Source organism: Geomonas sp. RF6 (assembly GCF_021044625.1).
Lineage (GTDB): Bacteria > Desulfobacterota > Desulfuromonadia > Geobacterales > Geobacteraceae > RF6.
Window position 1 is genome coordinate 162,433 of the sequence record NZ_CP087999.1, and the last position, 22,705, is coordinate 185,137.

The following is a 22,705-nucleotide window of genomic DNA, read 5'->3' on the forward strand; positions in this document are numbered from 1 at the left end:
CTTCTTCTACGACCTCCCCACGATCATGAGCTCGACTTCCAGGTCCTCCGGCGCGTTGTCCCAGTAGAGGGCAAGGTTGTGCCCCTTCTCCACCAGGGCCCACTGCTCGGAGTGGCCGTCCACCTGGAAGTAGAGGGAGAAGGCGCGACGCGGCAGCTCCTGCGGCGGGGTGGGGAGGTGCTGCAGCCCGATCCCCGGGAGGGCCCGGGCGATGAGGAGCGGCAGGCGCTCCCGGGAGCTCAGCTTTGCCAGCGCCTCCAGCGTCGGCACCACCGCTTTCGGATCACCCTCTGTCCTGAAGACGAGGTAGTAGCGGTTGCGGTGCTCGAAGTGGGCAGGCTTGAGCTCGGCGGCGAAGTAGGTGCCGTCGTACAAAAGCGGGATCACGTATTCCGGACCGGCCGTAATCTCGTCCAGGAGCTTCAGGATCAAGAGATGCGCCGCGGCGAAAGACTCCCCGAGCCGGGTGTGGTCGTAGTCGGGAAGGAGCGGCGTGTTGTCCGCGGCAGATTCCCCGAGGGCCGTTACCGTCTCGGAGAAGGAGGAGAGCTCCCCTATGAGCTGCCTGAGCGCCCCGTACACAAACCACGGGTGCACCTGCCGCGCCTCCGTGTAGTGGTATAAAAGGGGGACGAAGCGGTTCAGGGAGCGCAGCGCCAGGAGGTACACCACATCGCGGGACCCGAACTCGGCGGTCTGCACACCGCGCTGCCGCTTGTACCCCTCGAGCTGACGGCTGCGCGAGGCGATCTGGTCCCGGATCTCCTTCACCAGGGCATAGAGGAGCTGTGAGCTCCCGAGGGTGAGCGCTGGGGGGATGAACGCCGCGGAGAGCTCGACACCGTCCGGGGTCCGCTCCAGCTGGGCCACCGGTATGAGCTGGTACTCTCCCGCCATGTCGGTCTCGCTCTCCCAGAATACCTTCAGGAGGTACTTGAGCCTCTTCACCTCCCCCTCCGGCCCTCCTGCGTGCAGATCGACCGTCTCCTCCTCTCCGGCTGTGGAAACGAAGCGGGTGGAGATCCGCGACAGGTTCCCGGTTTCCTCCAGCGCCGTCACGTTTGAGCCCGCATCGTTCCATTTGGCAATACCAAGGTACACGGTGAACGGCTTCCCCCCCGCGACCCAGCTCTCCTCGAAGGTGCGCGACTCCAGCACCGCATTGCCGGGGTAGGAGACGTGCGCGCCGTCGGGAAAGAGGAAGGTGCCGCGGGAGAGCTGGAAGGAGCTGGTCCCCAGCGCAGCCTTCTGCACTGTGATCTCGTACACTCCCCAGAAGTGCGGGGAATGGTACTTCCGGTACGGGATGAAGAGTGACTCCACGTACCGGTCCGAGAGCTGGAAGTGCTGCGGCTGCAGGAAGAGTCCCTGGTGCCAGAACAAGGGGTGCTGGATTTCCATTATTCCACCGTCACGTTGTCGATTTCGTATGGTCCGAGCTCTATGCTGATCGTGTTGCCGGAAAAGTCGCCCTTTGCGACCGCCAGCGGGGCGAGATGCGACATCTTCTCCGTCCCGGTGCCGTAGTAGCCGCCGGTGACGCCGATGAAGCGCGCCCCTTCCGCGCGGTCGCGGGTCTCCTGGATCTCCTGCCCCGGCTGCACCACCAACCTCTTCGCGTTCGCCACCGACGAGTCAAAGCGCGAGCATTGCAGGAGTTTCGCCACCCCTCCCTTCTCCTCTGCCAGCTGGTTGAAGGTATTGGGGTCCTTCAGCTGGTAGACGCACAGGTACAGGGCGTGGGCGTTGTTGCCGTAGCGGTTCAGCTGCGGGTCCCCCTTGATGCGGAAGGTGATGTCGTCCTTCTTGTAGGTCACCCTGCCGCTCTCCACCTTGGCGATGTCGGTGACCGTTGCCGGGCGGGACGGTGGGGCTTCAGCGGCCGGCCGCGCTACCTGCTGCACAGGCGGGAAGAGGGGCTGAGACGAAACCTGCACCCGTTCCTGCCCCGCGCCGAACTCCAGCGGCCTCACCTCCGGCTTCTTCCAGAAGGGGACGGTGGAGCAGGCCGCGCACTGCAGGAGAGGGAGGCAGCAAAGGATCAGGGGGAGCTTCTTCATTGCCTTCCCTCCCTCCCCTGCAGGTCGCGCCGGCACTCTTTCTCGAATTCCCTGAGAAGCCGCTCCCTCCACTCTCCGGAGTCGAACCAGCGCCGGCAGCGCCGGTGCCGCTCCGCCGCCTGCTCGAAAAGCTCTGCCTTGCGCAACGGGCGAAATTTCAGTGGGGTCCCGTTCGCCTCCCGCTCGGGGTCGAGCTCGCCCAGGAGCTCGGAAAGAACCGTTGCAGCGGCTGACTGGAAGGATTCGTGCGCTGCGAGGAAGGCGCTCCGGATACGCTCCAGGTACTCCCGGATCGGCAGGTCCCCCCCGTCTTTCAGATTGGAGCCGATTACCTTGCGTATCGTCTCCAGCTCAGGGGACTGCCCCAGGAGCGTTACGTTGATCACTGAAACTATCTGGTTCAGCGAGTCGAAGAGGGCGTCCAGGGAGGCGGCGAACTTCTCCGCCAGAATCTCCGGTGGCAGCCCCTCCGCCGCGTCGGCCCCGCCGAGAAAGCGGGAGACCAGGTGCCCGATCTCCTGCATCGCGGCAGGGTGTGCGGAGGGGAGCGCCGGCGCCGGAGTCAGCCCCAGTTCGGCTGCGAGTTCCTCGAGGCGCTCCAGACGCTGCTTCGGCGCAAGGGGTAAGAGCTCCCCCTCGAGCCAGCGCTCCACTTCCCTCTCTGGGTCGGCCCCGCCGAGGGCGGCAACTCCACGCATCCTCTGGGCCATCTTCCGCGCCGGCAGCGACATCTCCCCCTCCCTACCTGTTGAAGCCGCTCGGGCGTCTCGGAACATTCAGCACGACCGTCTCACCCAAGGCCGCGTCCTCATCGACACGAAACGCAGCCTCGGGCTCGACGGGGAGTACCGGCTGTGCCATACCGGGGCGAAGAAGCACCGTCTCCAGGATCGCATCGTCCGGGTCTTGAGCGCTCTGGGGTTGGAAGCAGGTACTCAGATGCGGGGTCAGGAGCACCGTCTCGCAGAGCGCTTCGTCCGCCTCCGGCACCGGTGAGGTCCCGGAGAGGTGAGGGGACAGCACCTCGTCCAGCGACTCGGAGGCGGCAGGGCAGTACGGCCAGGCGTCCCCAGGGGTAAGGAGAACCGTCTCGGTAACCGCAGCGTCAGTGTCGTATGCCGCGGGAGAGGGGTGAAGCCGCTCCGGGCTTAGTATCACCGTTTCAGCCTCGTCCTCATCGGGTTCTGCGGCAGTGGGGGCTGCGGGAGCTGGTCCGTTCGCTGCCGCCATCTCTGCGCGGACCTTTTCAATCTGCCGGGCAACGACCGAGGAGAGCACAGAGGAATACTCCCCCCGGACCTCATCCCGCGGCTGCGCAGCGGCAAAGAGCTCCATCTTGATCTCGTCCAGAAGCCGGTCCAGCTGTTCGGGCATCGCCTCCGGCTGGACTCTGCCCCCGAGGGCGGCCCCTCGCAGGAAATGGTGACCGACAGCACACGCCTTCTCCCAAGGTGGAAGCCACTCCCGGGGCACGGTCGACTCCGCCGGATACCAGAAGAGGTTTTCCGGCACAGCGAGGCGCTCCAGGGCACCCCCCTCCTCCGGGGAGAGTTCCCCGCGCAGGAGCGCGAGCCGGTCTGCCACAGCGTGCAGTACCTCGTGGCGGCGCACCGTCTTGTTGCAGAGCAGGCTCTGGAACCAGAAGAGCCCGAGGCGGGCAACATGGTCGGACGAGGGGAGACCTGAAGAAAGGGTGGCGCGAGGGGAGACGTCCTCGATCAACTGCACCGAGAAGTTCCAGCACAGCGGGAGGACCCCACCTGTGACAAGCCGCACCCAGGCCCGGTCACCGTCCACCGTCGCCGCCAGCCGCCCGTCCGGTAGGAAAGTGCGCCTCAGCACCTCAGTGAGGAAAGAGAGCTTGAGAAAAAGCACCTCCAGGAAGAGACGCGGGTCATTTTGCGGCAGGAGGGTGCGGCGCCGCTCCCCCCACAGCGCGCGCTGGAGAACGCGGGGATCGGGCACCGCCTCGGAGGCGACTTCCTGCACCGGGGCACCGGCCGCCAGCGCCAGGAAGTCCCGGCCGCGCATCATCGGTGCCTCGTGGATGCGCAGGTAGAAAGGGTAAAAGGAAACGGGGGTGATGCGGGAGCGGGCCTGCCGCGGCGCGCCGTAGCAGGAGTCCCGCTCGGGGCAGCGCACGCAGGGAAAATCCCCCTCCGGGTCCATGATCTCCTCCACAAGGGCGAAGCGCTCGATGAGATCCCAGCGGTCCTTCACCGACACCGGGTCGTCGTGGTCCCGCTCGTAAAGGTAGAACTCAGGAACGCCGTGGGCGCAGCACGGCTCGCAGTAGAGGTATCTTTTCGCCGTGGTGCCATAGGGGGCGAGGCGGGCGGAGGCGAGCACGGCCTCGTCCGTGCACAGCGTGAGGGGAAGGCCGCAGGTGGTGCAGACGGGGTGAAAAAACAGCTTCCTCTGCCGGCAGTATAAAAGGGAGGCCTGCGGAGCGGGCCGGCCGGCACCGTCAATAAGGGAGCCAAGCTTTACCCCGGTCTCCTCCTCCGCTGCACCCGCCACCTGCCAGGCCGCGTCTACATCGCGGTTGGTAACCGGGCGTAGGGCGTCGCCGCGCAGCGTGTAGCGGTCCTTCTGGACCTGGAGAAAGACCCTCTTCAACTCACTGGCGGCATCGGTGACGAAGGCGCCTTCCAGCAGGCGTGTGAAGGGGGATGACTCCTCGACAACGGCGAAGGGGAACGCCTCATCGCCGGCGCTTTCGCAGATGACGAGCTTTACCCCCTGTGCCCCCGAGGGGGGATGGAGGTACGGCAGCAGGGAGGGGAGATCGGTTGATTTTGTTGTCGTAGTCATGGAGCCCCCTCTACCCCTTCCACCCCTTGAATAACCTGGAGAAGCGGCCTCTCTCCTCCCGCTTCAGCGCCGCGTCCGTCACCTGCTCCTCGACAACCGGCGCAGCCGGGGGGGCCTTAATGAAGTCGTCGACCTCCGCGAACCTCCCGTCCCCCACAAAGCGCAGGACCGGTCCCTGCGGAGAAAGGAGGAGCTCGTCGCCTGTACGCAGGGGAACTCCCCCGTCGGCGCGACCCTGGTTCACACGCACCACCCCCTGCCCGGTAAGATCCTTGATCCAGTAGCTCCCCTCATGGTGGAAGACCTGGGCATGCTGGTCGCAGATCCCCGGCTGGCGCAGGATGAAATCAGCGGCATTCCCTGCCCCCACCATAATGGGAAGCTCGCAGTAGGTGCGGATGGTCGGCCCAAGCTGGATCACCACCGGTGCCTTTGTTCGTTGCACCGGGATGTACGCTGCACCCTCCCCCTGTGCCTCCTGCGGCGCGTGTGTGGGCGCAGGGGTCCCTGCCTGCTGACGCACCGGCTCCACCGGAGGTAGCGGCGGGGGAGGCGCCGGCGCCGGCGGCTCGGCCTGCCGTGGGAGGCGAACGGGTGGTTCCGCGCCAATCTCCATGGTAAAGCTCGCCTTCGGCCCCCCGGGCCCGAACTCCAGGACATCGCCGTTTTTGAGGATAGCTTCCCGCACCGGCTTCCCGTTCACGAACGTCCCGTAGGTGGAAAGATCGGTGAGCCTGAACTGGTTTCCCTCCCGCTCGATGCGGGCATGCTGCCGTGAGACGCCCGGCTCGTCCCCCGGGAAGTGCACCGAGCAAGTCGAAAGCCGGCCGACCGTAATGAGGGGGTCGTGAAACTCCTGGATCTCACCCTTCAGTCCGCCCTGGATGTGGATGAGTTGAACCGCAATGTGAGGAGGAGTCATCATGGTCGCCACCGATCGTCGGGAGAGGCCCGCACGGTGGCGATGCCTCGCTCCCTGTCTTATTGCCGCTCCGGGTTGAGCGGCCCTACTCCGTATCCGCAGGGGTGAGCGCCACCGAGACCGGCGTCTCCGCCCCCTTTTCCAGCTCGACCTGCGCTTCCCACCGATAGTGGCCGGGAAGTCTCAGCACCATCTCGTGCTTTCCGGGAGGAACGGCCAGGGCGGCCGGTGTGCCCCCCCTCGGGACCCCGTCGAGAAGGATTGCCGCTCCAGGAGGCGTGGTCTCCACGGTCAGCCGCCCCTGCGGCAAAGCAGCCTGCTGCGATTGAGGCCGCTCCGGCCCCGGGCCCTTCCGGGAGGACGGCGGGGACCGCAGCAGGAAGAAGAGGGCAGCACAGAGCACTGCCAGCGCCGCAGCCGCCGCGGTCACGCCCCGGTGAATCACCATTCTCGCAGGACTCTTCGGGTCAGGAACGGGGGGGGAGGGAGCCGCCTCTTCCACGGCGGCGGCGAGCGCGGCACCGTCGCAGTGGCGTGCGTCGGGGGACTTCTCGAGACACTTCATCACCGCATCGGAGAGCTGTCCCGGCACCGCGGGGTTGACCGAACATACCGGCAGCGGGCTCGTGCTGACGATGGCATGAAAGATTGCCGTCATCCCCTCCCCCAGGAAAGGACGTGCGCCGGTCGCCATCTCGTACAGGATGATCCCGAGTGAAAAGAGGTCGGAGCGGCCGTCCACCGGCCTGCCGAGCACCTGCTCCGGCGACATGTAGGCCGGGGTACCCAGGATCTCACCCGCCACCGTCTCGTCCGCGCCGGAAGGGTCGTCGATATGGGCGATGCCGAAATCGGTGATCTTGAAGCCGCCGTCCGCCGTGCACAGGATGTTGCTCGGCTTGACGTCACGGTGCACGATCCCCTTCTGGTGCGCGTAGTCGAGGGCCCGAGCGATACGGCTACCAAACTCCGCGATGGCCGGCGGGGAGAAAGCCGCCTCCTTCATTCGAACAGAGAGCGGTGTGCCGGCGATGAATTCCGTGGCGATGTACACGTCTTCGCCGTCGCGGTCGACGTTGTAAACTCGCACGATCTCCGGGTGGTCCAGCCGGCCCAGTGCGCGTGCCTCCGCCATGAACCTGCGCACGAAGGACTCGTTGCCGCTGCGGTCCTTTCGAAGCACCTTCAGAGCCAGATCGATGCCGAGGTTGGGGTCGTGGGCCTTGTACACCACCCCCATCCCCCCCCTGCCGATCTCCTCGAGTATCCGGTATCTCCCTATGTTCGCCATTTCGGTAGCGCGGCTACGGAGCCTTGGGGAGCCGCTCGCCCATCCCTCCGGGCGCCGCTGGCTGGCTCTTCTTCGCCTGGGAAAAGTCGTCCACCTGGGCACCTATCCCCTCCACCGTGACGGTCGTGGCACCGCCTGTGACCCCCTGCCCCACCACCTCCTTGAAATCCTTCAGGTTGAGCGACATCGTCACATACGCATCGCCGTTCGGGTGCCACCCGAATCCGGTTACGTCGGCGAGGATGAGGGTGGCGAGGATCTTCGACTTGATCGAGTCGGAGGTGAGCATGTAGTTCTCGACCTTCGTCTGCGTTTCCAAAGTGAACCCAACGAGTTGCTTCGCCAGCTGCTTGTAGGCGTCGATCTGCGCCGCACGCAGCGCCTTGAGCGGCCCAGCCTCGGAGGGTGTCGAGGTGGCGAAGGCAACGCGGGAGTAGGTTTTCCCCTTGAGGTCTATCGTTTCTCCGTTGATGTTGGTGATCTTCTTAAGCTTTACGGACGCCGTTACCTTCGCGACGTCCTTTTGCGCGTCGTACACCACGTCGTCATACATCACCCCCTTCAGCAGTCCGACCGTCTTCGTCTCCGTAGTGCCCACGAAGCTGGAGGCGATGAGGTTTTCCACCGACTCGCTGGCTCGCACCTTTAGGCCGTACACGGTTTCCAGCAGGGACCGCTCGGCAAGGACCTTCGCCGCATTTATAGTCATCTGCCGCTTGTTTCCCGCAAAGGACGGCGACGCCAGAAAGATGACTGCGAGGATGGTTATGCAGAGGACGGCTCTCTTTTTCATTTGCTGACTCCGGGGCCCGATGTGGTCGGTAGCGTATTCTTTTCCAGGTACTCGATCGTCGATTCCACGGGAGGGACAGAAACCGCGAGCGCGCGCGGTGGCGCAGTCTTTCCCTTTCCGCCGGGCGGGGCCGTACCGAGGTCGGAGATCTTCACCTCGTCGATCCTGATCTTTCTTTTCTCCCCTTCCACCGTTACGTACGCCTTCAGGTCGATGGTGCCGTCGCGCGGCCCTCCCTCCACCATGCCGACCGCCTCCTTGTTCAGCGATTCCAGCTCCTCCACGTTCTTCTCCACCATCTCCAGGTTTCCGCACCGACCGTGCAGGGGAAGCAGCAGGGAAGCGAGCGTTACGAAAGCGACCAGGAGGGCCGACCTACCAGTCACCGGGCTTGAGAAGTTTCCCCACTTCATTTTGTGGCTCCTCTGCCGCCGTGCTCTCCGCGGCTTTTTCCGGTCGTGAGTGGGGGGGGACGACGCTCTTCTGTTCGCTGCGGCTGCGACTCATCACCCGCTCCCCCCTCGCGGGAGGTGCCACCTTCGTGGCCGCCTTCAGAGGGCGCACGGAAACCGCGTCCTTCCCCCGCACCGTGCGGTCGATCGCCTTCCGCATCGCGGCCTCCAACCCCTCTCCGCCGCCGCGGTAGTACTCGATGACCTTGGAATCGCGGCCGATGAGGCAGCCGACCGGGAGGACGCGCCTGCCCTGGTACAGGTCGCACACCCCCTTCGTGTCCCGCAGGACTGAGAGGGTTATTCCCTCTTTGGCGAGGAAAGTGGCGATCACCTCCGGCGCAGAAGCGGAGATGGCATACACGGCAACATCGCGGCGGTGCCGGCGGGCGATGAGGTCCACGGCTTTTAGTCCCGCCCGGCTTGAGGGGGAACCGATGTCGAAGAAGTAGAGGAGGATCTCCCTCTCCTGAGGACCACCCACTTGCACCGTCCGCCCCTTCAGGTCGGTCAGGGTGAAAGGTGGCGCAGGGGCTGAAGTCTGCAACAGCCCCTCCCCCCCGGCCGGAAGAAGAGGTTGCAGCAAAACGAGCGCTGCCAGAAGCTGAAGAACCTTCCTCATTTCCTCTCCACAACCCGGTCGGTGAGGACCCACTCCTCGATGTAGCGGCCGTCGCTGTCTATCTTGTTCACGTAGCGCTTCACCTGCCCGGTCCGGGTATCGAGCAGAAAGACCGAGGTGCTGGAATAGGTCTCGGACCTCCTGAGGTCGAAGGTCGAGTAGGTTCCCTGAAAGAGCTGGAAGCGCCCGAGGTCACTGTCCCCGTCCCTTCGCTCCGCGCCGTAAGCCGCAGAGGCGAAGAGCATGATCAGCGCGATTATCGCCTTTGCCATACCTCCCTCCTCCCCGGACGTTCGCGGATGCCCTGGACCGACGCGGCGTCCGGCATCACTGATACTCCAGCACCACCGGCTCCGAAGGCTCTCCTTCCAGTCCGTCTGCGTTCACAGCTGTGACAAAGAGCTCCACCTTCTCCTTCCCGCTGAAGAGGTACTCCGTCGCTGTCGTCTCCGTCACTTTCTGCCGGCCGAGGAAGACTTTCCGGTACACGTTGTAGGCTCTGATATTGCTCTCGGGATTTTTCTCCCACACGATCCCTGCCATCTCGCCGCGCCGGACGACTCGCGCTCCCGAGGCCCGCGACGGCGCTGGTGCCGTTTTCGCCTCGATCGCGGGGGAAGCGAAGCTCTCTACCCCGTCGCTGTCCACCGCGCTCACCGAGTAGGTATGCTGCACCCCGTCACCGAGCTCCGCGTCCACGAAGCCGGGGATCCTGGTGGAGCCAAGGAGCGTATAGCTCTCACCCTTCTCCTTGCGCCAGACGAGGTATTCCTTCAGATCCGGCTCCGGGTTCGGCTGCCAATAGATGGAGACCTTCCGCACCTCCCCTGTCCTCGCGCTTACGCCGCGCGGAGTGGCAGGCTTTTGCTTGGTAACCCCCTGTACCGGCGGCGAGGGAGCCCCCTCCACCCCCGCCCCGTTGAGCGCTGCGACGCGATACCAGTAGGGGGTGTTGTCCTTCAGGGGTGGGGAAGCGTCCTCGTAGAGGTAGACGCGCTCGGGAACCCTCGCGATCCGGGTGAAGTCCCCTTCGCCGCGCTCGCTGCGGTACACCGAGTACCCTCCGCTTTCGTCCTCCGCGCTCGCGGCCGGTTGCCAGGCCACGGTTACGCGCCGCGGTTCCCCCGACCGCGCCACCGGTGCAAGCGGTGCAGGGGGAGGCGGCCGGGTGGTCGCCGAGACTGCAGGACCCTGGGGCGTCTCGCTGCCGTCCTTGCCGACGGCAGCGATGCGGTACCACCTGACGCAGTTGTCACAGTCGAGCGTGTCGAGGTAGCTGGTCCCCCCTCTCGTGGCGGTGCGCCCGACCCTGTCGAAGGGCCCCTCTTTCTGGGCAGAGCGGTACACCGCGTACCCTTCGATGCCGGCGTGCGGGTGCTCCTTCCACGACAGGGAGACCTTCCTGATGAGGTTCGAGGAGGCGGTAAGCTCTCCCATCCCCCCGACGGTGGTAACCTCGAGGACGGTGGACTCGTCACTCTCCCCGCCGGAACCATTCACCGCAGTGAGGTAGTAGCGGTACCGCGTCCCTTCCCGCAGCGAAGGGTCCTTGTAGGCGGTCGTGCCACTCTGCAGCTCCGCCACCCGCTGGAAATCCGCCGTCTCCCCCTCGGCGCGATAGACTCGATACGCCACCGGCGCCACCATGGGGTCCTTTCCGCTGGCGGGCCGCGGGTACCAGGAAAGGTCAGCGCTCAGGATGCCGGGAGAAATCTGCATGAATATGGGAGCGGCAGGCACGACGAGCGTTGCCCCTTGCACAGCTGACGAGAGAGGGCTTTCCCCCCCTTCCCTCCCAAGGGCGCTCACCTTGTAGTAGAAGCGGTCGTTCAGCTCGAGCCCCTCGTCGTTGTACGAGAGGCGCGAGGAGCGGGAAAGGAGTGAATAGGTGCCGTTCTCGGAGGTGGAACGGAAGACCTTGTAACCGGAGACGGCGGACGCGGCGGGATGATTCCAGCGCACCCTGATGCTGCGGGAGGACCCGGTGGCCTGCAGGTCGCCCGGGGGTACGAGTTCCGCCGACGGGGCGGCGGGAAGGACGGTGGCCGTGAGCTTCTGCGCGTCCCTCATCTTCGGGACCGTGGCAGCTGCGATCTCCTCCAGCTTCGAAAGGATCTCCCCGTCCGCCATTTCATAGACCATCTTTTGCTTCAGCGTCTGGGTGTGGGTCCCCATCAGGGTAAGCTCCAGGGAGAGCCTCCCCTCTTTCCTTCCCACGGTCCCGGCAAGGATGAAGTCAAACCCGGCTGTTTCCCCCACCTCACGGACCCTCGTCAGGTCGAGGGTGTCGAGCCTCAGCCCGTGCTGCTCGATCACCCCCTCGATCTTCTTGCGCTCAACGACTTCCACGGCACCGGTACGGTCAAGCGCATTGACCAGCAGGGAGGAAATCTTCTCGTTGTAGGCCATGGCGTCGATGCTCGCCGGCGCCAAGGGGAAGCAGGCTAGCTTCGGGCGGATCGCGTCGAGGGACCAGGCGTTCCCGCACGGGCCGATGAGAAGGAAGCAGATGACGAAGAGAAGCCGTAGCATGGGATCCCCTTTACAGCGCTGCCGTCCTGAGCACCTGCTCGATTTCTCGCCGCGAGTCTGCCGTGACCTGAGTGGAGATGTTCTTCACCTCCTCCACCAGGATGGCGTCGACGTAGTATTCCACCGCCTTCTCATAAGCTTTTGCATTCCTCAACTTCTCCGCCTGGTTGTAGTAGGTGAGCTGGAGATTGTGAAATCGGCTCAGCACTTCGTGGGAGAGGTCCTCGATGATGTTGTCCACGACGCGCCCCAGGAGCTCCGTGTCGGAGGGGAGCTGCAGCGCCTTGTAAGGGATGTTTGCGAACTCCACCCCCTCCTGGTAGGTGTCCACCGCTTCCTTGTTCCGTTTCAGCGTCTTGGTGATCACCACCTCGCCGTTTTCCACGTCGATGACGCGGAAGGAGATACTGACGTTGGCGGTCTTTTTGTGGGTGGCGACCTTGTAGGAGATTATCTGCCGGATCTCGTCGTCCACGAGCTGCGGTGGCGCCTCCCTCAGCTTCTGCTCGTTCGGGTAGGCGTTGCTCTTGGCCCAGATCTCGAAGGCCGGATTCGGGATCGCTTTTTTCCCCACCACCGCGTTTACCCGCTTCACCCCTTCCTCCTGCTCCTTCTCTATGTCGTAAATGAGGACGTTGCCGAAGATGAAGACGTCCGTCCCCTTGAGCTTCCCGGCCTTCTTCGCACCCTCGATGTCGTAGAGACCGGCCTGGCCGAGCTCGATCTCCTTCAGCAGGGCGCCGAGAACGTCGCGCGCCAGGATCTTGATGTCGCCGGAGACGCTCCTGGTCATGATGGAAAGAAGGGCGTCGGTGACGATCCGGCCGGCGTCGGAATTGTTGCGAGGCGGGAGGAAATCCATGACAGCTATCTTTTTCACCACGCGCTGCTTGATCTTGTCGCGCAATGCGGCGATATGCGCGCCAATCTCGGGACTCTCGGGCTTCAGCGTCTGCCCCTTCTCGAACCAGACGAGCGCATTGCCGAGGTTCCCCGCACTCTCGTACGCAGTGGCCTTCTCCACCATTGCTGCAGCCAGCGCCTCGGTCACCTCGGACGATTTCTGCACCTCAAGCGCGGCGGGGTTAAAAGACTTGGCATCCGCGAGGTGCGTATAGGAATCGTAGAGTTTCTTCTCCTTCAGTGCCGCGGCGGCAGTCTCGAAAGAGACAGCGGTCGCACCATCGATGACCTTCTGGAGCGCCACTGCCGCTTCCGGGTCCTTCGCGAGGAGAACGCCTCTTCGGGCTAGCGCCACCGCCGAGCCGTGCTCCCCCTTTTTCACGGCATCCTCCGCCCTCGTCAGATACCCTGCCGGGGAGTTGAGCCTGGAGAGGTCGGCAAGCATGACGCCTATCTGCCGGTTTTCCGGCTGCACGACCGCCGCCCGGCGCAGAGACTCGGCGGCCGTGTCGAGATCGTCACGCCCCTTCGCCCTCTGGGCCTCCTGCAGGTACCATGAGACCGCCGCCGTCTCGGTGGAGAGGAGCTTCTCCGGGAGATCGGCGTGGTTCGGGTAGAATCCCTTGATCTCCTGAAGCTTTGCCAGCGCGACCGGCCAGTCGTTACTCGCGGCAGCCCGGGACGAAGCGGCGAAGAGGCTATCAGCCTCCTTGGTGAGGAGCTCGATCCTCGCCGCCACCTCTGCGGAGAGTGCCGCGGCCTTCGGGTCTGTGGCGTCGAGCTTCAGAGCCTTGTCCACCATCCCCCGTGCGCTGCGCCCCTGCTCGAAGGTGAAGGGCTTTGCCTCGAGGGACTTGCCGGCTGCCTCCAGATAGCGGGAGACCAGCCCGCTCCTCACCCGCGCCAGCGCCTCGCCGTACTCCCTGTTCCCCGGATTTTCGGCGACCGCCGTTTCATACAGGGTGGCTGCATCGTCGAGGCGGTTGCTCTTTTCCAGCGCCATCCCGCGCAGAAAGCTCTCCTGCCCCGGGGAGGCACACCCTGCCAGCGAAAGCAGGAGGATTACGAGGGCACCGTAAAAAAATGTTTTCATTTCGCAGCACCATTTTTTGATCTGAGGGTCAACTGGAGGACATTGGGGGTGAAGGAAACCACCTCGATCGGCTGCCCCCGCACCGACAGCGCCGAAAGCTGCTCCGCGAGAGAGCTGGAGGAAGAGGTGACCTCGAGGTCGATGTTCGCGGTGTGCCCTTCGAAGCCTCGCTCCCAGATATCCTCCAGATCCTCCACCTTCTCCTTCAGGGTCGTCTTCAACGACTTCAGGTCGTCGTACCCCCCGAGCCCCGATACCACCAGGCGCACCGTTCTGGTCCCTTCGACCTTTCGTTTCCAGTTCGCGAGGATCTGTCGGGAAAGGGACTCGGCCACCTCCTCGGCAGCCTTGCCGAGCGCCTCGGCCTCACCGGCAGCCGGGTTTATGTGGGGCACCGCGGCATGTGCGCTATGGGACGCCAGCACCTCGCCGCTGTCGGCATTCACCGCCTTCACCGAAACGGACGCCTGGCAGGGGTGCAGGGAGGTGCCCGATATGGGGGCTGAAGCCGACCTGGAGCTGACACTCCCCGTGAAGAGGATCTCGGCAGCGCCGCTCTTCGAAGCCTTGGCAATTGCATCGGCTGTCCTGGCAGAAGGGCGGCCGTGGGGACCTGTGGCGAGTCCGTTAGCGCCTTCGGACAACTCGAACCCTTTTGCAAGGAGGAGATCGCAGATACGTGCCTCGACCACACCCTTTGCTCCGCCGGCAGGGAGCAGCCCGTGAGCCTCGCCGGCACCGTCAGTGAGCTGGAGCATGATTCTCGGCTTCCCCATCTGTCGCAGCGACACGCCGATGCCGCCAAGCGCCTTTCGCAGCTTCACCTCGGAGACAACGGCGCGTATGTCGACTGCGTACGTATCATCCTCCACACCCTCGTGGAGGATGGAGTATTTCTTGATGAAGCCGTTGCTTCGGGAGAGTACCTGATCGGAGACGAGTATCTCGTTACGCACCAGCGACTCCGACTCCACCATGACGCCGACCGCCTGCCTCACCGCCTGGCGCAGGGCGGCGGAAAGCGCCTGGTCCCGCGCCTGGTCCTTCCTGCCGGCAATCAGAGCAGTGCCGCGGGCTTCCACCGTCTCCTCACGTGCCGCAAGCGCGGAAGATGGCCGCGCCGGATCTGCAGCAAGGGCGAAGATCACCATGACTATGCAGAGGAAAACGCCGGTGTATCCGTGAGCCATAGGGACTCCAGGTGCGGTGGTTTCAAGACGGGGCACAGGAACGGGAGTGGTACAGCCGGGAGATGCGGCTGATCTTCAACGCCAGCACGCCGTCCCCAAAACGTAGCGGATTGTGCACGTTACATGCCTGTGCTGTAACAGCAGGAAATGACTGATGTCGACGTTCGGGAGCACCAGTGATGAGGGCAAAAAGTGTAAAGCATTCCAACAAAATTTTCTAATCTTTTCAGGAAATCCGACAGCGCGGGATGCGGCGGCGGGGACATGTTTTTCCACCAGCCGCGCATCCAGGCAGCGGACCAACGCGACTTTCCGCAGCTGCACGAAACGAGAGGTTCGGCATCAATAAATGTGTCTGCAGTTTCAGGAAGTTGCTCCTTCAGCTCTGGGGTCTTCGAGGGGCTCCAGGTAGGACGCAGATGCAAGCTCCGCAGTGGTTGCACGAACGGCATCCTGATCTCTTTTTTCACCAGTTCATCTGGCCGTTCCGATAGTGGAAAAAAAACCGACACTGCCGCATGGGCGATGCTAAGCGGGGGCAAGCTTGTAGATCTGCAGTTCACGACGTCTCACCGTGCGTTACGCTTTTCCAGCTGAATATGCGATCGGTGTCAGGCTCCACAATACATCACACTTTCAGAAATTTTTTTTTTGCCAGCTTTGAAAAGGAGTGTGACGAGCGTCACACAAAGGCTCGATAAATCCACAACTTCCTGCCCCAAGTCGAGGAGGCGTATTTGTAAGTGTATGATTTTATTCGTGCCACACCTCTCTCTGTGCCTCTGTTAGAGCTGGATAATTTTCCTTGAAAAGGTCGGTCTTAGCGGGTATACAATTATGAGTTTTTAACCTGACACAGAAGGAGGCACCCTGATGCTAGACAACTTTGAGAAGACTTATGCGGAGTACAAGCGACTTTTCGCCAAGATAGACGAGGCCGAAAGCATCCGGGGCAAGAACGAGCTTTTCAGGCAACTCACCGCACTCCTCTCGAAGATGGAAAACGGCATCGATGGCGACAAAAGAGGGAGCACCTCCCCACTCCAGGGCAGTACCGTTCTCATGTGACATCTCCATTTCCCCTTCTGGATGCTTCACCGAGTGAAATATCCGCTTCAAAATTGCCCACCGTACTGGAATAACGGACCGAGAAGAGAGAGAGTCGAAGCACAGATTCTTTCATCTCTTCTCGGCAATGTTTTTTTACTCACGGCGGTATGAAAGATCCTCATAGCATCGCCCGCCTGCTTGAAGCATCTCAGTCATAGCCCCCTCCTGCTGATCCTTTCTCTGAGGAAAAGATAGATCCTCTTCTCTCTCAGTTTAAGCTGTGAACAGACTAATCAGTGCCGCTCATTTGACACCGCTGTAATGTGCCGTGTATCCTAAAGTCAGATATCTGATCAGATATCTGGGAGGTGGCACATGCAGGATGTCTTTATAGCTGAGGCACTGAGAACTCCCTGCGGTTCCCTCGGAGGATCCCTCGCCGAGCTTTCCGCACCGCAACTGGCGGCTGCCGTCATTCAGGGGCTTTTGCGCAACTGCACCCTCCCTCCGGAGGCGGTGAACGAGGTCATACTCGGACAGGTGCTTTCCGGCGGATGCGGGCAGGCTCCCGCCCGTCAGGCGATGCGCGCCGCCGGGATCCCCGATACCGCCCACGCCCTCACCATCAACAAGGTCTGCAGCAGCGGCATCAAGTCCATCATGCTCGCCGCCGACAGCATCCGCCTCGGTGCCTCGGAGGTTGTCGTCGCCGGCGGCATGGAGAGCATGTCGCAGGCGCCATTTTTCCTCAAGAAGGCACGCTCGGGGTACCGGATGGGGCATGGGGAACTCCTCGACCTGATGGTCTACGACGGCCTGCAGGACCCGTACAGCGGCCGCCACATGGGGGAGATCGGCGAGGAGAGTGCGTCCCGGCACGGCATCAGCCGCGAGGCGCAGGATCAATTTGCATTGCGCTCCTACCAACTCGCACAGGAGGCATCGCAAAGCGGCCTCTTCGACGGCGAGATCGTTCCCGTGGTGAAGAGCGGCAAGAAGGGGACGGAAACCGTAAGCCGCGACGAGGAGCCGTTCAAGGTAGACCTTTCCAGGCTCACCCAGCTGCGGCCCGCCTTCGCGAAGGATGGCACCATCACCGCAGGAAACGCCTCCAGCATCAGCGACGGCGCTGCGGCCTGCCTCGTTGCCGGCTCAGAAGCGCTGCGGCGCTACGACCTGAGCCCCAAGGCGCGGCTCGTCGCCTACAGCACCGCGAGCCTCCACCCCGACCTCTTCCCCGAGGCGCCGGTCTCAGCCATAGAGCGCGTCTGCGCCGCGGCAGGCCTCAAGGTCGGCGAGATCGACCTTTTCGAGATCAACGAGGCGTTTGCTTCCGTCACGCTCCTCGCCATGAGGAAACACGATCTCCCCCTGGAGAAGGTGAACGTAAATGGCGGCGCCTGCGCCCTCGGGCATCCGATCGGTGCCAGCGGCGCCAGGCTCGTGACCACCCTTGTGCGTGAACTGCGGCGCAGAAAAGCCCGCTACGGCCTCGCCACCCTCTGCAATGGCGGAGGTGAAGCGGTCGCGGCGATCATAGAACGCGTGTAGCTCGTCCTGTTCCAACCATTTTTATTACGCGACTGCCTCCCATGCTCCCGCCTTTGAAGGGAGACTGGGGGAATGGGTCTATCTTTGGAGGGAAAAGCCATGATCAACTCTGTCGGAGTCCTCGGCGCAGGGCAGATGGGGAGCGGCATCGCCCACGTCTTCGCGCAGAAAGGGTACGGCGTCACCCTTTTCGACCTCTCGCAGTCCCAGCTCGACCGGGCCCGCTCCTCCATCGGGCAAAACCTGGAGCGCCAGGCCAAAAAGGGGACCATCGAGGAGAGCGCTATCGGCGACACGCTGCAGCGGATCAGCGCCACCCTTGACATTTCCGGCCTCTCGGGATGCGATTTCTTTATAGAGGCAGTCACCGAAAACGAAGCGGTGAAGCTGGAAATATTCAAAACCCTCGACGAGACCGCCAGACCCGACGCCATTCTCGCCTCCAATACCTCTTCCATTCCCATCACCAAGATCGCCTCCGCCACGAGGCGCCCCGAGAAGGTCATCGGGATGCACTTCATGAACCCGGTGCCGATCATGCAACTCGTGGAGGTGATCCGCGGCGTCGCCACCAGCGACGAGACCTTCACCACCACCGCGTCACTGGTGGCAAGCATCGGGAAAGAGATGGCGGTATCGCAGGACTACCCCGGATTCATCGTGAACCGGGTCCTCATTCCGATGCTAAACGAGGCCATTTTTGCGCTCCACGAGGGGATCGCCACCGCCGAGGACATAGACAAGGGGATGAAGCTCGGCACGAACCAGCCGATGGGGCCCCTCGCCTTGGCGGACTTCATCGGGCTCGACACCGTCCTCGCCATCGCCACTGTCCTCTACGACGGCTTCAAGGATCCGAAGTACCGGCCATGCCCACTCCTGGTGAAGATGGTGCAGGCGGGGCAACTGGGGAAAAAGTCGGGGCGTGGCTTCTACATCTATTGATTTCGCGGCCGGTCGAGCCGAGAGACTGCGGCGAAGAGGTCAACGCTGCGCCTTTTCAGATAAAGGAGGGAAAATATGGAGCTACGAAACCTGCTGATGGACCGCCAGGAAGGAGTCCTGATACTCACCGTCAACCGCCCGGCGAGCCTCAACGCCTTGAACAGCGCCACCCTCGCTGAACTCGCCTTCGCCCTTCGGGAGATCAACGAGGACGCCTCGGTGAAGGTGGTGGTCATTACCGGCGCCGGGGAAAAAGCGTTCGTGGCGGGAGCCGACATAAAGGAGATGTCCAACCTGAACTCGTTCCAGGCGCACCAGTTTGCCACGAAGGGGCAGGATGTGGTCATCGCCATGGAGCGCCTGAAAAAGCCGGTCATCGCAGCGGTGAACGGCTTTGCCCTCGGCGGCGGACTCGAGCTGGCCCTCGCCTGCGATTTCATCTATGCATCGGAAAACGCGAAGTTCGGCTTCCCCGAAGTCGGTCTCGGCATCATGCCCGGCTTTGGCGGCACTCAGAACCTCGCGCGCCTCATCGGTCCGAACCGTGCGCATGAGATGATCTTCAGCGGGAGGATGATAAGCGCGGAGAAGGCGCTCGCCTGGGGTGTGGTGAACGAAGTTTTCCACGCGGCCGACCTGATGCCGAAGGCTCTGGAAACGGCGAAAGAGATAGCCCGGCAGGGGGCGCTGGGGGTGCAGTACGCAAAGGACGCCATCGCCCGCGGGCTCAACATGGCGAAAGAGGATGCGCTCAATTACGAGGCCACCCTCTTTGGCGTCCTCTTCGCGACGGATGACCGGAAGGAAGGGCTGGAGGCGTTTGTGGAGAAGAGAAAGCCGAGCTTTACCGGGAGGTAGTCTTCCTGCGCAGAGGAAAGAGGGGGGGCGGCAAGCAGAGCTCTTCCCCTTTTCCGATGAACCTATAGAAAGAGGGCCTCATGGACTTTGAACTGAGCCAAGACCACAAGGTGCTGCGCGATAGCGTCCGGGACTTTGTCGTGAAGGAAGTAAAGCCGCTGGCGAGGCAAATAGACGAGGAGCATGCCGTCCCCGACGCGCTGGTGCGCAAGATGGCGGAGCTCGGGCTTTTGGGGAGCTACCTGCCGCAGGAGTACGGCGGTGCGGGGCTTGATACCCTCTCCTACGCCATAGTCGTAGAGGAAGTGTCGAAGGCGTGCGCCTCGAGCGGGGTCGTCATTTCCGCCCATACCTCCCTGGCCTGCGACCCGATCTACCGCTTCGGGACGGAAGAGCAGAAGCGGCGCTGGCTCACCCCGCTCGCCTCCGGAGAAGTCATCGGCTGCTTTCTCCTCTCCGAACCGGGGTCCGGCAGTGACGCGGCGAGCATCTCCACCACATATCGCAGGGACGGCGACTACTTCGTCATCAGCGGCAGCAAGATCTTCATCACCAACGGCGGGTATCGCGGCACCGGAATCGTCTTCGCCACGTCTGACCGCTCGCTCAAGCACAAGGGGATCTCCGCCTTCATCGTCGATCTCGCCTCCCCGGGTGTGGAGATCCTGCGAAACGAGAAAAAGCTCGGCATCCGCGGCAGTTTCACCACCGCGTTTGCGCTCGACGGGGTGCGGGTCCCGGCGGAGAACCTGCTGGGGAGCGAGGGGCAGGGATTCCGGGTGGCGATGGAGACCTTGAACGGCGGCCGGATAGGGATAGCGGCGCAGGCTCTCGGGATTGCCGAGGGCGCCTTCGCCCTCGCCCTCTCATACTCCAAAGAGCGTCGGCAGTTCGGCGCCCCCATCAGCGACCTGCAGGGGATCCAGTTCAAGCTGGCCGACATGTACCTGCGCATCGAGTCGAGCAGGCTGGCCACCTACAAGGCCGCCTGCGTCAAGGACGCCGGGGGCAGCTACGCCTTCGAGTCGGCCGTGGCAAAGCTCCTCGCCTCCGAGACCGCCACCTATGTGACCAAAGAGGCGATCCAGATCCATGGCGGGTATGGGTATGTCGAGGAGTACGAAGTAGAGCGGATGTACCGCGATGCGAAAATCACCGAGATCTATGAAGGGACGAGCGAAGTGCAGCGGGTAATCATAGCAAAGCACCTCCTCCAGGCATAGCGAAAGCCCCATACTCAAAAGTCTTTGTTTGACGCATGATTCCTCGCAGTAGCGGCAGCAGGCGACCTACAGAACGGTTCATGTTGTGGTAAGGTTATTGTGCTTACCCTGATAGCCCACTGGAACCGAGGAGGGCGTCATGAACCGGTTCGATCTAGAGATAATGCTGTTCTTTAACAGCTTTGCCAACCAGTCAAAAGCCTTCGATGAGATGGTTTGCACCTTTGCCTCCAATCCACTTGTGAAAGGAGGCTTTGTCATTCCTATCCTTTGGTGGCTCTGGTTTCGCAACAGAGGTGAGTATCGCGACAAGGAATATGTACTCGCGACGCTCATTGCCTGCTTCATAGCCATATTCGTTGCCCGCACTCTTTCCATGGTCCTGCCTTTCAGACCTCGTCCGGTGCACAACCCGGCGATTCATTTCGTCCTCCCCTATAGCGCCGATCCCACCGTTTTGAGCGGCTGGAGCGCCTTCCCCAGCGACCATGCCGCGCTCTTCTTCGTCTTGGCCACCGGCATCTTACTCCTCTCCAGGTGGCTCGGCATCTGCGCCTACGTCCATTCCTTCATCTTCATCTGCCTGCCAAGGATCTATCTCGGGCTGCACCAGCCGACGGACATTGTCGCAGGCGCCGCCCTCGGCATCCTGCTGGGGATGCTCATTCGCTTCGACCGGGTGAGGTGGATAATGACGCATCGCGCGTTGAGAGTGGAGGAGGACTGCCCCGGATTTTTCTACGTCTGCTTCTTTTTCGTGAGCTACCAGGTCGTCCTGCTCTTCGACCCGATTCGCCACCTCGCGCGCGGCCTCGTGTCGTGCGTAAAGCATCTCACCTGAATGCGCCCGTGTGGGGACTGGCTCCTTTGTCAAAAGGTGCCTGTCCCCCTCCAACCTCTGTCCCCCTCCAACCTCTGTCCCCGGACGAAAAAAAGGTCATGCCTCACGCGGGCACGACCTTTTTTCATTACGGCCGGAGGTTATCTCAGTAGCGGTCCTCGTATGAAGGAGGGGGCGGAGGGGGAGGAACGGCACGCACCGTACGGCGCTTCGCAGCAACCGAGGGGATCTGGTTGCCGTAGGAATACATGCACTGCAGGTAGGCGTTATCATACCTGCGCTGCGCCTGCCACCCGTACGTCTGCGCCGAATCTGCGCCTGCAGCCGTTCCGAAAAGGAGCCCGGTTCCTGCCCCGAAAGCGGCGCCCGCGCCCGGATCGCCCCCTGCAGCTCCGAGGGCCGCACCGATTCCTGCGCCGAGCACCGTGCCGATAGCCGCGCCGTTGATGGTGCTCTCCTTCGAAGCCTGCTGCGGCGAAATGCCGACCTGCCCCCCCGCCCAATCGCGGCACATGGCATCCTCGCCCTGGAACTGTTCAAACGGCTTCCCCTCCGACGGGAGCACCAGCACGCTTGGGCCGCTCGGCAGCGTGGCGCAGCCGCCCACGGCAAAAAGCATCAGTGCTGATATCATTCGCATCCGTGCATTCATTGCTACTCACCCTCCTCCGGTGGCGGGGCAGGCGTCACCGTTTGCCAGCCCCCCGGGCACTGTTTCACATACGGATAGTAAGCCTTGGCATCCTGGCAATAGTACCAGTACTGCGAGGCTTCCGGTGCCGGAGCCTGCTGGACATACACCTCCGGTGAACGTTCGATCACCACGGTCCGCGGCGGCGGGTAGTAGTATGTCGGGCCCCACCACAGCGGGCCCCACACCGGCCCGATGTAGACGCTGGCGCCCCCGTGGCCGTGGCCGTGCCCATGGCCGTAACCGCGGGCGGACGCCGGTACCGCGCCTGCAAGGATGACGGCAAAGACAACCAAAGCAATGCGACTAGTTCCTTTCATGCAACTCGCCCCCTCTTGCTGAAGTAGAAAATGTTCATGTAATGTCGGGACGTCTCTTCAGCGCAATTATACAGTACTACAACAATGTGAAAGCAATGTGCAAATAATGCGGAAAAGAAGGTAAGAGTAGATGAAGGCATCTGTGCGGCGCTTAATCTGATAACAGCACGCTTCGGCGTAGAAGTATCACAAAAAGGATGAAGGATCAACCTGGCAGACTGCAACAGGCGCGTGCAGGAAAGGGAAAAATGCAATGGTGGAAATTTGCCGTGAGAGAACTTCTGAAGCAGAGCCTGAGGTTGATGTGCAAATAAGAGGCGGATTAGGGGTTAGAGAAAACAAATGCAATAGTTGAAGGATGTGCGAACTCTTTCTCTTGACTGCGACAGCGCCATTTGCTATAAGAGTCACCTCACTGAGCGGGAATAACTCAGTGGTAGAGTGCAACCTTGCCAAGGTTGAAGTCGCGGGTTCGAATCCCGTTTCCCGCTCCAAACAAACAAACACAGCCAGGCCTTCGGGTCTGGCTTTTTTTGTTTGTGCGCCAGGCAGGG

The 22,705-nt window shown here is 62.7% G+C and carries 21 protein-coding genes and 1 tRNA gene; 7 read left to right on the forward strand and 15 right to left on the reverse strand.

Features of this window, described 5'->3' with window-relative positions; genetic code table 11:
* Positions 1-6 precede the first annotated feature (6 nt).
* The 13 genes from tssK to LPW11_RS00765 all read right to left on the reverse strand — a co-directional run bounded on the left by tssK (position 7) and on the right by LPW11_RS00765 (position 14,672).
* Complete coding sequence (gene tssK / locus LPW11_RS00705; RefSeq protein WP_230996206.1) at positions 7-1,401, reverse strand: type VI secretion system baseplate subunit TssK; 1,395 nt, start codon at positions 1,399-1,401, stop codon at positions 7-9.
* Positions 1,401-2,060, reverse strand: a complete 660-nt coding sequence (locus tag LPW11_RS00710) for a type VI secretion lipoprotein TssJ (protein WP_230996207.1) — start codon at positions 2,058-2,060, stop codon at positions 1,401-1,403. The genes tssK and LPW11_RS00710 overlap by 1 nt, the downstream gene beginning before the upstream one ends.
* Entirely contained in the window at positions 2,057-2,791 is a 735-nt protein-coding gene (locus tag LPW11_RS00715) for a hypothetical protein (RefSeq protein ID WP_230996208.1), read from the reverse strand. Before LPW11_RS00715 ends, LPW11_RS00710 begins: the two co-directional genes overlap by 4 nt.
* Positions 2,792-2,801: 10 nt before the next feature.
* A complete protein-coding gene (locus tag LPW11_RS00720; protein ID WP_230996209.1) occupies positions 2,802-4,874 on the reverse strand; it encodes a hypothetical protein in 2,073 nt (690 codons plus the stop codon).
* A gap of 10 nt (positions 4,875-4,884) precedes the next feature.
* Positions 4,885-5,799, reverse strand: a complete 915-nt coding sequence (locus LPW11_RS00725) for an FHA domain-containing protein (RefSeq protein ID WP_230996210.1) — start codon at positions 5,797-5,799, stop codon at positions 4,885-4,887.
* Positions 5,800-5,881: 82 nt separating this feature from the next.
* Positions 5,882-7,087 (reverse strand): serine/threonine-protein kinase, encoded by a 1,206-nt coding sequence (locus tag LPW11_RS00730; RefSeq protein ID WP_230996211.1) that lies wholly within the window; start codon positions 7,085-7,087, stop codon positions 5,882-5,884.
* A gap of 13 nt (positions 7,088-7,100) precedes the next feature.
* Complete coding sequence (locus tag LPW11_RS00735; protein WP_230996212.1) at positions 7,101-7,880, reverse strand: hypothetical protein; 780 nt, start codon at positions 7,878-7,880, stop codon at positions 7,101-7,103.
* Positions 7,877-8,293 (reverse strand): hypothetical protein, encoded by a 417-nt coding sequence (locus LPW11_RS00740; RefSeq protein ID WP_230996213.1) that lies wholly within the window; start codon positions 8,291-8,293, stop codon positions 7,877-7,879. Before LPW11_RS00740 ends, LPW11_RS00735 begins: the two co-directional genes overlap by 4 nt.
* A complete protein-coding gene (locus LPW11_RS00745) occupies positions 8,256-8,954 on the reverse strand; it encodes a peroxiredoxin family protein (protein ID WP_230996214.1) in 699 nt (232 codons plus the stop codon). The genes LPW11_RS00740 and LPW11_RS00745 overlap by 38 nt, the downstream gene beginning before the upstream one ends.
* On the reverse strand, positions 8,951-9,226 hold the full coding sequence (locus tag LPW11_RS00750) for a hypothetical protein (RefSeq protein WP_230996215.1): 276 nt from the start codon (positions 9,224-9,226) through the stop codon (positions 8,951-8,953). The genes LPW11_RS00745 and LPW11_RS00750 overlap by 4 nt, the downstream gene beginning before the upstream one ends.
* Positions 9,227-9,281: 55 nt before the next feature.
* Positions 9,282-11,486 (reverse strand): fibronectin type III domain-containing protein, encoded by a 2,205-nt coding sequence (locus LPW11_RS00755; protein WP_230996216.1) that lies wholly within the window; start codon positions 11,484-11,486, stop codon positions 9,282-9,284.
* Positions 11,487-11,496: 10 nt separating this feature from the next.
* Complete coding sequence (locus LPW11_RS00760; protein ID WP_230996217.1) at positions 11,497-13,482, reverse strand: CsgG/HfaB family protein; 1,986 nt, start codon at positions 13,480-13,482, stop codon at positions 11,497-11,499.
* The gene (locus LPW11_RS00765; RefSeq protein WP_230996218.1) at positions 13,479-14,672 is read right to left on the reverse strand and encodes a flagellar assembly protein T N-terminal domain-containing protein; all 1,194 of its coding nucleotides are present in this window, start codon (positions 14,670-14,672) and stop codon (positions 13,479-13,481) included. Before LPW11_RS00765 ends, LPW11_RS00760 begins: the two co-directional genes overlap by 4 nt.
* A gap of 873 nt (positions 14,673-15,545) precedes the next feature.
* Here LPW11_RS00765 and LPW11_RS00770 point away from each other — a divergent pair.
* The 6 genes from LPW11_RS00770 (at position 15,546) to LPW11_RS00795 (ending at position 21,140) form a co-directional block, all read left to right on the forward strand.
* A complete protein-coding gene (locus LPW11_RS00770; RefSeq protein ID WP_230996219.1) occupies positions 15,546-15,740 on the forward strand; it encodes a hypothetical protein in 195 nt (64 codons plus the stop codon).
* Positions 15,741-16,097: 357 nt separating this feature from the next.
* Positions 16,098-17,273 carry a thiolase family protein gene (locus LPW11_RS00775; RefSeq protein ID WP_230996220.1) on the forward strand — a complete coding sequence of 392 codons (1,176 nt, stop codon included), beginning with the start codon at positions 16,098-16,100 and terminating at the stop codon, positions 17,271-17,273.
* A 99-nt stretch (positions 17,274-17,372) separates the two neighbouring features.
* The gene (locus LPW11_RS00780; protein ID WP_230996221.1) at positions 17,373-18,218 is read left to right on the forward strand and encodes a 3-hydroxybutyryl-CoA dehydrogenase; all 846 of its coding nucleotides are present in this window, start codon (positions 17,373-17,375) and stop codon (positions 18,216-18,218) included.
* Between the two features lie 75 nt (positions 18,219-18,293).
* Positions 18,294-19,076 carry an enoyl-CoA hydratase-related protein gene (locus LPW11_RS00785; RefSeq protein WP_230996222.1) on the forward strand — a complete coding sequence of 261 codons (783 nt, stop codon included), beginning with the start codon at positions 18,294-18,296 and terminating at the stop codon, positions 19,074-19,076.
* Between the two features lie 80 nt (positions 19,077-19,156).
* The gene (locus LPW11_RS00790; protein WP_230996223.1) at positions 19,157-20,299 is read left to right on the forward strand and encodes an acyl-CoA dehydrogenase; all 1,143 of its coding nucleotides are present in this window, start codon (positions 19,157-19,159) and stop codon (positions 20,297-20,299) included.
* A 139-nt stretch (positions 20,300-20,438) separates the two neighbouring features.
* Positions 20,439-21,140 (forward strand): phosphatase PAP2 family protein, encoded by a 702-nt coding sequence (locus LPW11_RS00795; protein WP_230996224.1) that lies wholly within the window; start codon positions 20,439-20,441, stop codon positions 21,138-21,140.
* Positions 21,141-21,285: 145 nt separating this feature from the next.
* Here the strand turns inward: LPW11_RS00795 and LPW11_RS00800 are convergent, their stop codons facing one another.
* The gene (locus LPW11_RS00800) at positions 21,286-21,774 is read right to left on the reverse strand and encodes a glycine zipper family protein (protein WP_230996225.1); all 489 of its coding nucleotides are present in this window, start codon (positions 21,772-21,774) and stop codon (positions 21,286-21,288) included.
* Positions 21,775-21,794: 20 nt separating this feature from the next.
* Positions 21,795-22,151 (reverse strand): hypothetical protein, encoded by a 357-nt coding sequence (locus LPW11_RS00805; protein WP_230996226.1) that lies wholly within the window; start codon positions 22,149-22,151, stop codon positions 21,795-21,797.
* Between the two features lie 419 nt (positions 22,152-22,570).
* Between LPW11_RS00805 and LPW11_RS00810 the strand changes: the two genes are divergently transcribed.
* A tRNA-Gly gene (locus tag LPW11_RS00810) sits at positions 22,571-22,645 on the forward strand.
* The last annotated feature ends 60 nt before the right edge of the window (positions 22,646-22,705 follow it).